The sequence below is a fragment of the Novosphingobium sp. 17-62-19 genome (assembly GCF_002256775.1).
Lineage (GTDB): Bacteria > Pseudomonadota > Alphaproteobacteria > Sphingomonadales > Sphingomonadaceae > Novosphingobium.
In genome coordinates this window covers 1-11,243 of the sequence record NZ_NCII01000106.1, presented here as the reverse complement: position 1 = coordinate 11,243, position 11,243 = coordinate 1, and the positions used below count along the sequence as shown (strand labels likewise).

The 11,243-nt window shown below is 60.0% G+C and carries 12 protein-coding genes; 4 read left to right on the top strand and 8 right to left on the bottom strand.

All coding sequences use genetic code 11. The features are described from left to right. Nucleotides 1–92 precede the first annotated feature (92 nt). From B7X90_RS16350 to B7X90_RS16335, 4 genes are read left to right on the top strand one after another with little or no spacing between them, the layout of a single operon-like run. On the top strand, nucleotides 93–935 hold the full coding sequence (locus tag B7X90_RS16350) for a site-specific integrase (RefSeq protein ID WP_292626193.1): 843 nt from the start codon (nucleotides 93–95) through the stop codon (nucleotides 933–935). Beyond that, on the top strand, nucleotides 857–1,258 hold the full coding sequence (locus B7X90_RS16345; protein WP_292626191.1) for a tyrosine-type recombinase/integrase: 402 nt from the start codon (nucleotides 857–859) through the stop codon (nucleotides 1,256–1,258). The genes B7X90_RS16350 and B7X90_RS16345 overlap by 79 nt, the downstream gene beginning before the upstream one ends. Continuing rightward, a complete protein-coding gene (locus B7X90_RS16340; RefSeq protein WP_292626189.1) occupies nucleotides 1,249–3,381 on the top strand; it encodes a tyrosine-type recombinase/integrase in 2,133 nt (710 codons plus the stop codon). The genes B7X90_RS16345 and B7X90_RS16340 overlap by 10 nt, the downstream gene beginning before the upstream one ends. Next, nucleotides 3,378–3,857: a hypothetical protein gene (locus tag B7X90_RS16335; RefSeq protein ID WP_292626187.1), complete on the top strand. Its 480-nt coding sequence runs from the start codon at nucleotides 3,378–3,380 to the stop codon at nucleotides 3,855–3,857. Before B7X90_RS16340 ends, B7X90_RS16335 begins: the two co-directional genes overlap by 4 nt. Nucleotides 3,858–4,227: 370 nt before the next feature. Here B7X90_RS16335 and B7X90_RS16330 read toward each other — a convergent pair whose 3' ends face one another. The 8 genes from B7X90_RS16330 to B7X90_RS16295 all read right to left on the bottom strand — a co-directional run. Further along, nucleotides 4,228–4,995, bottom strand: coding sequence for an MBL fold metallo-hydrolase (locus B7X90_RS16330; protein ID WP_292626185.1), 768 nt, complete (start codon nucleotides 4,993–4,995; stop codon nucleotides 4,228–4,230). Beyond that, nucleotides 4,992–5,768 carry a TatD family hydrolase gene (locus B7X90_RS16325; protein ID WP_292626183.1) on the bottom strand — a complete coding sequence of 259 codons (777 nt, stop codon included), beginning with the start codon at nucleotides 5,766–5,768 and terminating at the stop codon, nucleotides 4,992–4,994. Before B7X90_RS16325 ends, B7X90_RS16330 begins: the two co-directional genes overlap by 4 nt. Further along, a complete protein-coding gene (gene metG / locus B7X90_RS16320) occupies nucleotides 5,768–7,333 on the bottom strand; it encodes a methionine--tRNA ligase (RefSeq protein WP_292626181.1) in 1,566 nt (521 codons plus the stop codon). Before metG ends, B7X90_RS16325 begins: the two co-directional genes overlap by 1 nt. A 35-nt stretch (nucleotides 7,334–7,368) precedes the next feature. Beyond that, nucleotides 7,369–8,325 (bottom strand): DNA polymerase III subunit delta', encoded by a 957-nt coding sequence (locus B7X90_RS16315; protein WP_292626179.1) that lies wholly within the window; start codon nucleotides 8,323–8,325, stop codon nucleotides 7,369–7,371. Further along, nucleotides 8,322–8,948, bottom strand: coding sequence for a dTMP kinase (gene tmk, locus B7X90_RS16310; RefSeq protein ID WP_292626176.1), 627 nt, complete (start codon nucleotides 8,946–8,948; stop codon nucleotides 8,322–8,324). The genes B7X90_RS16315 and tmk overlap by 4 nt, the downstream gene beginning before the upstream one ends. After that, nucleotides 8,945–10,126 carry a D-alanyl-D-alanine carboxypeptidase family protein gene (locus B7X90_RS16305; protein WP_292626174.1) on the bottom strand — a complete coding sequence of 394 codons (1,182 nt, stop codon included), beginning with the start codon at nucleotides 10,124–10,126 and terminating at the stop codon, nucleotides 8,945–8,947. Before B7X90_RS16305 ends, tmk begins: the two co-directional genes overlap by 4 nt. Nucleotides 10,127–10,161: 35 nt before the next feature. Beyond that, nucleotides 10,162–11,151 carry an SPOR domain-containing protein gene (locus B7X90_RS16300; RefSeq protein WP_292626172.1) on the bottom strand — a complete coding sequence of 330 codons (990 nt, stop codon included), beginning with the start codon at nucleotides 11,149–11,151 and terminating at the stop codon, nucleotides 10,162–10,164. Next, a partial coding sequence (locus B7X90_RS16295) for a lytic murein transglycosylase (protein WP_292626195.1) occupies nucleotides 11,135–11,243 on the bottom strand: 109 nt, incomplete at its 5' end. The genes B7X90_RS16300 and B7X90_RS16295, both read right to left, overlap by 17 nt.

The following is an 11,243-nucleotide window of genomic DNA, read 5'->3' as shown; positions in this document are numbered from 1 at the left end:
AATAGCGATACCACAACTGTCCATGTAAACTGTGTCCAGTGTGGTGGCGAAAGGCTTGCAGTCACGGTGGTCTTTCAACAGTATCAGCGACCGTGTCCACTTCGTTCGCCACGACGCCCTGGCAGGCTGCGCGCATCGAAATGCCCGGCGGTCGCCGGTCATGGACGGTATTGGATGATGAGGGCGATGTCGTCGAGGGTCTTCGTCACTGGATCGTCCATCTCGAGCAGACGCATGCGTCGCCGAACACGATCCGCGCGTATGTTCGCCATGTCGTCGACTTCGCGAACTTCCTCGGCGCCAACGGCGCCGGCATCCATGAAGCCACGGTTGCGCTCTACGACGGCTTCCTTGCCTGGCGGCTTGCCCGGCGAAAGGATGCCTTGCCGAGCCCGCGGCTGATCCTGCTGCGAAAGCAGGAAACGCGGGTTCTGGCGCCATCGACGCGCAACCAGATCCAGCTGGCGATCAAATCGTTCTACCGCTTCTATAACGGCACCGACGACTTCGCGGTCGATACGGCTGAGGTCAGCAAGGTCTATGACGGGCACCGGATCTACAAGCCGTTCCTCGAGCATATCAGCCAGCGTCGCACGACGCGGCGCAAGGACCGCTATTTGTCGGGCGATCCCGGCCGTGTGCAGCAGCAGGTGCTCAAGAAGCGCCTGACGCCAAGCGAGGTCCTGCGGCTGATCGAGGCGTGCGGTCTCGCGCGCGACGCGTTCCTGATCGTGCTGCTCTACAATACCGGTCTCAGGATCGGCGAAGCGCTGGGTCTGCGCCAGACAATGCCAATGGCGCCCGCGCCAAATCCGGCCGGACGCGCGGTGTGCCGGTCCACGACTACGTGCTCAACATGTACGTCGATTACCTCACCAGCGACGAATATCTACCGGCCTTTGAATCCGGAGCCGAGCACATCTTCGCCAATGTGAAAGCCGGCGTCATCGGCCACGCCATGAGCCTGTCCTATGCCCAGAAGCTCGCGGGCCTGCTGGAGCAACGCACGCATATCGCCTTCAACTGGCACATGTTCCGCCACAGCCATGCGTCCGAAGCGATCGCGGCGGGCTACAGCCTGCTCGAAGTGGCGGACCGGCTTGGGCATGCCAGCCCACAGACGACAGCGGCCTTCTACCAGCACCTGTTCGCGTCGGAAATTCGCAGGCTTTACCTGACGGGTCCCGATGAGGTGCATGAAAGACTTGAGAAACTTCGCGAGGCTGAGCTTCTCGGAAAGGACATGCGATGGGCATGACGCCGCTGGCGCTCGTCGGTGGCACACCGCACGATACCGATCGCTACAGCAACTGGCTTGAGGCTCGGCTCGGGGACCTGTCCCCTCTCCTCGTCGAAAATCCTGTCTGGTCAGACGCCACAATGAACGAGGTGTTCGGCCATTCCTGGCTGAGCCAGACTTACGCCAGCCTGCCGCTCGGCGCTGCAATCCCGGTGCTGACCAACGAAATCAAGGCCTACCTCGCGGCATCGGCGCTCGACGATCGCAAGGCGGACGCCCACTGGTTCCAGCGCCGGATCCCGGTGATCCGATATCTGGTCGCAGAAGGCGAAAGCCTGCTTCAGCATTTTGGAGCAGGCTGTCTGGCGGACATCCCCCACCCCAACTTCGGATCGTCTGATGGTGACGGTTCTGGGAGAACGAAGTGCCACAACGATACCGCACTGGGCCTGTACGCCGCTTGGTATGGCGCGAACTATGCGCGGCGGAGGCAGAGCCAGACCCGCCAGTGGATCCGGGACGGAGAGGTCGTCACCACCCAGTACCGATCGCCGGAAGTTCAGCTGTTCGGCGACATCCATCGCTTCTCGATCATCAATCAGGCGCAGATGGCGCCGATGCAGGACCGCGACATCATCCTGCTCAACGATCTCTACAGTGAGGAGGACACGCGCTTCCGCGACCGGCAGCGGCGGAGCGACACCTATCTGAACTTCCTGTGCTACGAGCCGTGGCTGCGCCCGCTGATGCGCGGCTTCCTGCTTGACAAGGTTGCGCATGGCGAACTTGCGCCGGGAACTGTCGCCTCGATGCAATCCCGGTTGCGCTTGTTTGCACGGTTCCTCCGTGAAGAAGGCGTTGTCGGTCCCGGACAGGTCAACGAACTGACGATGGAACGCTACCTCGCCTGGGGAAACGCACACAGTGCCGCAGGCAAGAACTGGTACACCGACATCGTGCAACTGATGCGCGCCGCACCGGTCCTGCTACCGGGGCAATGGCCGCGGATAGCGCTCGACAAGCGCGCAGCGCGGCGGATCCGCTACAAGCAGGCGCCAGATGACCCGCGCAACCGGCTTTACGCGTCGCGCGAGGGCGCCAACCGGGCGGCTCCGTCGGAAGCACTGGCCGCCATGGTGGCCAAGCTCGACGAACTGCCCGCGCCGATCCCCGCAATCTTCATGATCGGCATCACGACCGGCACGCGGGCCGAAGACCTGCATGCCCTGCTCTTCGACTGCCTGCGGCCCGATCCGCACGACATGCGGTTCATGCTGTTCACGTTCTGGCAGAACAAGGTCAGCCGCTGGAATACCAAGCCCTTGCTGGTTAGCGATCCGGCGCACCAGGCCATGATCGAGCTGATAGAAACACAGCGGGATCGCGTCCGGCAGCGTTACGGTCGCGCGACGAAATACCTGTTCCCGATGTTCTACGGCAAACGGGAGTCGTTCCTCGGCTACAACTGGACCTTGCAGGAACTCAAGATGCTGTGCCTCAGGCATGGAATCGTCGATGGCGAAGGCAAGCCGTTCGACTTCTCGTGGCATCCGCTGCGCCACCATCGCGGAACGCAGATGGCGGCCGAAGGTCACGACATCCTCAGCATCATGTTCGAACTGGGCCATGCCTCGCCCGATATGGCGTCGATGTACGTCAACAAGCGCTTGGAGCTCAAAAAGAACGCCTTGCTCCGCAAGGGCGGCGGCCTGTTCTTCACGATCGAAGGCAAGGTCGACGAGGCCGTCGGCGATCTACTGCTGCGCAAGGAAACCATGATGGCTACGCGAGTCTGTGGCGGGGCCTGTACCCTGCCCGGTCAGCTTGGCGAATGGTGCGAGCATGCGCACGCTTGCCTGACCTGCCGGTTCTTCCGCGCCGACGGCGACGACCTCGAGCACTTCCGCTGCGAGCGCGCCGGACTTTACGTCGCGATCGAAGGGCTTGAACAGGAAGCGCAGAATTACGAGGAAGGCGGTCAGACCCGGATGGCCGACATCACGCGCAAGCGGCTGCAACGCAACAAGGACGCCGTCCACAACACCGACACCATCATCCGTTCCATCGAGGAGCGCGGCCTCTACAAAGGCGAAAAGCAGCGCTACAGGCCGGCCGCTGCTCGGGAGGAAGGCACGCCATGACCATGGGACCTGATCTGCGGATCGCCACTCTCAACGATGCCCGCAGCCGCCGCAGTGCTGAGAAGCGCGCTGCGGTCGAGGACGCGATCATGCGCCTGCGCGACACCAGGCAGGCTGTGACGTTCGTCTCGGTCGCCCGCGAGGCCAAGGTCAGCCGTCAGTACCTCTACAACAACTTCGCCGATGAAATCGGCGAGGAACGCATCGAAACGCGCGCGGAAACCGAGGTCATCGACGGCAAGAAGGTCCCGCTGCGGACGCCGGAGGAATACCGGCATATCGAAGCCGCGCTTCGCAACAAGATCGAGCGCCTTGAAACCGAACTCAGGGATGCCCGCGCCGAAAAGACCAAGGCCGATCGCACGGCGGAACGTGAGCGCGGCAAGGCCGAGCACTGGCGTCAGCTCTACACGGCTGTCCTGGCGCGCGTATCACCGGGGCAAGCACCTGTCCCGCTACCGCCCAACGAAGACTGAACCGTCACGCTGCAATCGGGTTACGACCAAGCGAGTAGGAAGTGAGCCGCCTACGGCGTCTTGCACTTCCAACTCCCCTGGTCGTCCAAATTATGGACGAAACGCAATGGACAGGCATAGTGCCATTAATCCATTGAAATTACACCATAAGACATGAAATGGTGCTGATATATGTTAATTTCCAATTAAGTTGATGCGCAACCTCACTAGCCGATCACCGTGAAGACGAGCGCTACAACAACGAACAAAAACGCCCACAAAGCCGACATTCGCAACCCGTCTGACAAGCCGATCTGTCGCCCGCGCAAATTGGCAACAAGCAGAACCATGGCCATTGCGACACCGATCAACCTGACAATGTCATCAGCGTTCACACCACAATCTCCATTCCATCGAAAGCTGGTTCGACATGGTCCGGCGTTTCGGCGGTGAGCGTCCGATAATCCATCGATTTATCGAGATGTGTCAGCACGCCGTGTCCGGCGCGCGTAGCTTCGATAAGTTCAAGCGCCATATCGAGATGCGAATGTGTTGGATGCGGTTTGCGGCGAAGGCAATCGACGACCAGAACATCGACCTTATAGAAAAGGTCGATCATCTCACTGGTAATCTCGCTGAAATCCGTCGCGTATCCTATTGTTTTTCCACCCTGGTCAAAGCGATATGCAGTGGACTGTGCGGGTCCGTGCGGCATCTGACAATGACCGATGCCAATGCCACAGATCATCCGTACGCGGTCCAGATTGTCGAGTTCAACAATCGTGTGATAGCCATGCTGCCCGGCAAAAACGTACCCAAAGCGTTGGCGCAAACGCCGCACTGTTTCGCTGGCAGCGTAACCGGGGATCGGTCCCGCACGACCATAGCGCAGGGGCCGCAGGTCATCGATACCGTGACAGTGGTCGGCATGGTCATGCGTCCACAGCACCCCGTCCACACGGTCAATCCCGCAGCTCAGGAATTGGTGCCGAAGATCTGTTGGTGTATCCACCAGCAAACGGTTGCCATCCTCACCCTCGACCATGATGGCCACGCGCGTACGACGGTTGCGCGGTTCGTCCGGGTCACAATCACCCCAATCGTTGCCAATACGTGGCACGCCGGTGGAGGTGCCGGACCCAAGGATAGTCAGCTTCATAGCGAAGCTTTGTTGAATAGCCGGAAGAAATTTGCCCCGGTGATGTCAGCCAGCGCTTCCTTGCTTGTCCCGCGCAGGTCGCTGACGAACCCGCATGTATCGGCCACGAATGCTGGCTCGCAGGTTTTCCCCCGATGCGGCACTGGGGCCAAAAACGGTGCATCAGTCTCCACCAAGAGCCGATCTTCAGGCAATTCCGCAGCTATCGCTTGCAAGTCCTTGGCGTTCTTGAACGTCACAATCCCTGAAAGCGAAATTGACAGCCCCAGTTCCAGCATCTTCGCGGCAAATGGTGCCGATGCCGTGAAGCAGTGGATCAGCGCGGGGAATGCGCCCTTCCCCATCTCTTCTTCGATGATCCGGGTTGTGTCATCCTCAGCATCGCGGGTGTGGACGATCAATGGAAGCCCGGTTTCCCTAGCCACACGGATATGCACGCGAAAAAGATCCTGTTGCACTTGCCGGTCTGAATGATCGTAGAAGTAGTCGAGCCCAGTCTCTCCTATGCCGATCACGCGTGGATGCGCTGCCGCTTCCAGCAACACAGCTTCGCCCAGATCAGCATGTTCGTCTGCCTCGTGCGGATGAATGCCAACACTTGCCCACACATCCTTTTCGCGGTCTGCCGTGGCAACAATATCAGCCCATTCGCGCTGGCGAGTAGAAATATTCAGGAATCCACGAACACCGCTTTCTCGTGCTCGTTCAAGCACTTGATCCTGACTTTCAACCAATCCCTTGTAGTTGAGATGGCAGTGGGAATCGATCAGCATCATGCCGAGGCAAGCCCTTCGGGCAGTTCGAGGCGCGGGAACGCAGCGGTTGGTTGAACCAGTTTCTCTCCCCTCGCCACGCGCGCCATGTACCAATCGGCATCGGCCAGTGCCGCAAACCCACGCTCATCATGTGGTATGCCAAGCTGATCCAGCACACGGCCTGCCGAACTTGGGACGACTGGCGCGATGGCAATGGTCAGATCTCGGATAGCCATGAACAGCGTCAGCAGCACAGCCTCCATACGTTCTGGGTCTGACTTGCGCAGGGCCCATGGCGCTTGCTCATCAACATAGGCGTTGCACGCAAACACGGCGCGCATCCATGCTTCGATTCCTGCCGAAAAATTTAGAGACTGGAACTCGCGTGGCAAATCTTCACGGCAAGCAGCAAACACATTCGCGAGCAACTCGTCGTCTGCTTCTACCGTCTCAAACTTCTGAAGTTCGCCATCCATGTTTTTGAAAATCATGGAAAGGGTGCGTTGAACGAGATTGCCGTAGCTATTTGCCAGTTCGGCATTGCACCGCATCACAATTGCCTCAGGCGAGTACGAACCATCATGCCCGAAAGCCACTTCACGCATCAGAAAATAGCGCAGCGGATCGACGCCAAAACGCTCCGCCAGTTCCAGCGGATCAGTGACGTTGCCAAGCGATTTCGATTCCTTCTGCCCCCGGTTGAGCAGGAAGCCATGACCGAACACTTGCTTTGGCAAGGCCACGCCCGCGCTCATCAGAAACGCTGGCCAATAGACGGTGTGGAACCGGACAATATCCTTACCAATCAGATGGACGTTTGCAGGCCAATACTTTGCAAAATCACCACTTTCATCGGGGAAGCCGAGGCCTGTCAGATAGTTGGTCAATGCATCGACCCATACGTACATCACATGGCCATCGCTGCCCGGAACCTTGATCCCCCAATCGAAGCTGGTGCGCGAAACAGAAAGATCGCGCAAACCACCTTCAACAAAGCGCGCTACTTCGTTGCGTCGGCTGTCAGGCTGAACAAACTCAGGATGATCCTCGTAAAGCTTCAGCAGCGGCTCGGCATATTTCGAAAGGCGGAAAAACCAGCTCCCCTCAACTGTCCATTCTACAGGTGTGCCCTGCGGGGAGAGCTTCTCGCCCCCTTCCCCAGCCACCAATTCGCTCTCGTCATAGAAAGCCTCATCGCGAACTGAATACCAGCCCTCGTAGCGGTCAAGATAGAGGTCGCCATTGGCTTCCATGCGACGCCAAAGCTCTTGCACCGATTCATGATGGCGTGGTTCAGTGGTGCGAATAAACACATCATATGAAATGTTGAGTTCGTCACACATCTTAATGAAATAAGACGACATTTCATCAGAAAGCTCGCGCGGCGTTACGCCCATTTCACGCGCCTTTTGCGCCATCTTCAGTCCGTGTTCGTCGGTCCCGGTCTGAAACCGCACGTCTCGGCCCATAGCGCGCTGGAACCGCGCAATCACGTCGGCGGCAATCGCCTCATAGGCGTGGCCGATGTGCGGCTTGCCGTTGGGGTAGGAAATGGCGGTGGTAATGTAATAGGGCTCGCCCATCGGGCTGGTCGCTTTCTTGCAAGGAATCTGCGTTCTTATCGAACGCCTTCCCTAGTCGGCGCAGCCGATGCCAGCAAGGAGCCGATTTCCATCATCAGCATGGCTGGGTCAAAGTTGTAGATCGGGGCATCACCGCCAAGTCTGACTAACCGGGCGTGCGCTTCGGCCAGACGCAGCTTTCCAGCATCATCCATGTGCTCCAGCGCGCGTGCAACCGTTATCCGCGCAGCTTCAATCACTGCGCCGATCCGCTCACGGTCTGGCCGCGCTCCAATCGCGCCTGAGAGCGCCCCACGCAAGGCCAGGTCGTGGTCACCCCGTTCGATGAGCTTTTCAAAGATCGTTTGGGCACGGCCCAGATCCTGCTCGGCAAAGGCCAGCGCGGTACCCGGCGAGCCACCGGAAACGACCAACGCCGCGCGGCGTGTTTCGGCATCCAGTTCCGGCGCCGCCGCATCCAGCGCACGTGTCACATCGGCATCGCTCAAAGGATGAAATCGCACGATCAGACAGCGTGAGCGCACGGTCGGCAGCAACCGCCCCAGTGCGTGAACCACCAGCAAGAAGAACGTCCCTTGTGGCGGCTCCTCAAGGCTCTTCAGCAGTGCATTGACCGCGCTTTTCTCTAGCAGATCGGCTGAATCGATAATCACCGCGCGCCGGGCACCCAGCGTTGGGCGCGTCGTCAGCCGCCGTTGCAATGCGCGCACCTGATCAACCGATATGCTGCGCTTCAGCTGATAGGGTTTGCCCTCATCACGCTTCTTCACTTCATCATCGTTGGCAGGCAGGGGCGAAAGGGTCAGGATGTCAGGGTGTGAATCGATTGGTGGCTGCGATACGCCCGGCTCGGCCACCAATTCCGCCGCAGCCGCCCGCGCAAAACTCGCCTTGCCCAGCCCTTCGCGACCGGCCAACAGCCATCCATGATGCATCCGGTCACCGGCCATGGCCGAGCGCCAAGAACGCCATGCTTCCTCGTGCCCGATCATGACAGCAATCCAGCCACTACCGCCAGCACACGCCGATGCACATTATCTGGCGAACCTTCGGCATCAACGATTGCAAAGCGCTCTGGCTCGGTTTCGGCAAACGCGCGGAAAGCGGCCGCCACCCGCGCATGATAGTCTGCCCCACGGCCCTCGATCCGGTCCGTCACATCGCCATCGCGCAAGGCAAGCCGCGCTGCAGAAACCTCCGGCCGCACCGCCAGCAATACCGTGAGATCAGGCAGAAGTCCTGCACTACCAACGCGATGCAGCGTCATCACATCGTCATCAGAAAGCCCGCCACCGCCACCTTGATAGGCACGACTGCTATCCACATAACGATCGCACAATACCCATGATCCGCGCGCCAACGCTGGCCGGATCAGCTTCTCGACATGGTCTGCCCGCGCTGCCGCAAACAGCAAAGCTTCGGCCCGCGCGCCCCAGCCTTCGCCTTCATTCGAAAGCAGCATCGCGCGGATCGCTTCGGCCCCTGCCGTGCCACCCGGCTCACGCGTGGTGACTACGTCCAGCCCGCGCGCACGCAAGGCCTCTGCGAGCAGACGCCCTTGCGTCGATTTGCCGACGCCCTCGCCGCCTTCGAGCGCGATGAAGCGCCCGCTCACAGCCCAACGATCCCCAAAGTGCCATCACGCAGCCGTTCCAAGATGCCCCCTTTGCCGACGCTCTCGCCCGCTACAAGTGGCAAGACATTCACAGGCTCACCCGGCACGCGTACCAGCAGGCTGGCCACCGTCTCGCCCTTGGCAATCGGTGCTTTCAACGGTCCTTTGTAGCGAACTGAAAGTGTATAATTCGGCTGTGACCCGTTTGGTGCCGTAATGCTAAGCCCGCGTGGAGCAACCAGAGGTACCTCACGCGACGCGCCACCCTGAACTGTAGCCACAGCAACAGCAGCCCCTTTTGCGAACAATGGCTGCGCTTGCCATGCTCCAAATCCCCATTCGATGAACTCGATGGACTGCCGCGCCCGTAGGCTCGACTTATCGTAGCCGCCCATCACCATCACCAGCCGACGCCCATCGCGCTCAGCCGAGCCGACAAAGCCGTAACCCGCCTCATTGGTGAATCCGGTTTTTACGCCATCCGCCCCTTCAACACGGCCATAAAGTGGGTTGTGGTTGGGTTGGGTAATGTCGCCCCATGTCATCTCGGCATGGCCGTAGAAACGACGATAAAGGTCAGGAAACCGCGTCATCAGCGCGCTGCTCAGCGTGGCCAGATCGGCGGCGGTTACATAAGTCTGCCCTTCATCCATCCACCCATTCGGCGTGTTGAAGTGGCTGTCGCGCATACCCAGTTCTTCTGCTGCCTGGTTCATCAGCTTCGTAAACGCCGGGACGGAACCGACCGCGCCCTCCGCCAGCACCACGCAGGCATCGTTTGCCGAAACCGTCACGATCCCCTCAATCAGCTCTGCCACCGTTGGCTGCGCGTCAGCAGGCAGAAACATCGTGCTGCCCACGTTGTGCCATTCGCGAAATGTTTCGGGCCGCATCGAAATACGCTGATCGATCCGCAGCTTGCCTTTGGTCAGTAGGTCAAACGCAACGTAGCTGGTCATGATCTTTGTGATCGAGGCCGGAACGAACCGACGGTGAATGTCGCGTGCATAAAGCGTGCGGCCAGAACCAACGTCGATCAACAGCGCGATCGGCGCATCAATCTGCGGCATGGCCGCTGTGGCTGATTTCGTGCCCACGACTGGAGCCGCTGCCCGCACAGGCACCATGCCTGCCGAAACTATCGCCAAAACCACCAAGACCTTAACGCGCAAGTTCATTCCCCGGATGTACCGGATCGCCCGCGCGGCTCAGATCACGGCGCAGTAACGACCCGGGCATCGGCATAGCCCGCCGCGCGCACCTTCGCCAGCGCCGCTTCGGCTTGTCCACGATCCTTGTGCGGTCCAACGCGCACACGCCACACCCGGCCTGCCGGTGAGACCGATCCGCCGATAGACTTCGCCACAACCTCCGCCCTCGCCTTGGTTGAATAGGCCCCGGCCTGCACATAAAGGCCAGATGCTTCCACGACGGGCTTCGGCGCAGGAGCCGTAGCAGGCTTGTCGACCACTTTCGGCACTGGCTTTTCGGTTCCAACTGGCTTTGGCGGCGCAGATGCAAGTTTGTCGGCCGGTTTTCCAATGGCTTTTGCAACTGGAGCGGCCTTACCCGATGTCTTGGGTTCAACTTTGGCTACTGCGGCGGCCCCCGGCGAAGCAGTAACTGTCGGTGGAGCAGCCGGTGAAGCGATCGGCAACCCCAGCTTGCGCTTCAACGCCATCAACAACCCCGGCGGCGTATCCATGCGCGGAGGTACATTCGCCCCTGCTCGTAGCAGCGCGCGTTCCGGTTCGGGCGGATTGACCCGCCGCACCCGCACTGGCACCCGCGATCCGGCAGGTGCGCCGAGTTGCGCCCAGGCACCTGCCGAAAGCGTGACAAGGTCTGTCCCCGTCATCGGCCCGCGCTCCGTCATGCGCACCAGAATTGTCCGCCCGCTGTCCAGCGAGGTCACTTCAACATAGCTTGGCAGCGGCAGCGTGCGATGCGAACCGCTTACGCCTTCTCCAATATCGACCTGAGCATAGCCGACCGAATCATAGTTCATCGTGTCAGCCGGGGTGTAGGTCACGCCGTTGATAGTGAACGGTTCACCCAAAACCATCGGGTAGTCACCGGCAGGGCCACGCAGAGTGGCGTCGGAATTGCTCTGGGAAGGCCCGGAAACCTTGGCATTTGCACCGCCACAGGCGGCCAGAAGCAAGGTTGCGGCAATCGCGGTCAGGCTAGCGGCTAATCTCATCTGCAAGAAGTCCCACGGACAGAGCGTAAAAGTTCGAGCAGTTGTAATCGAGGATAACCCTATAATTTCCGGTTAGCAGATAAGCAGTCCGC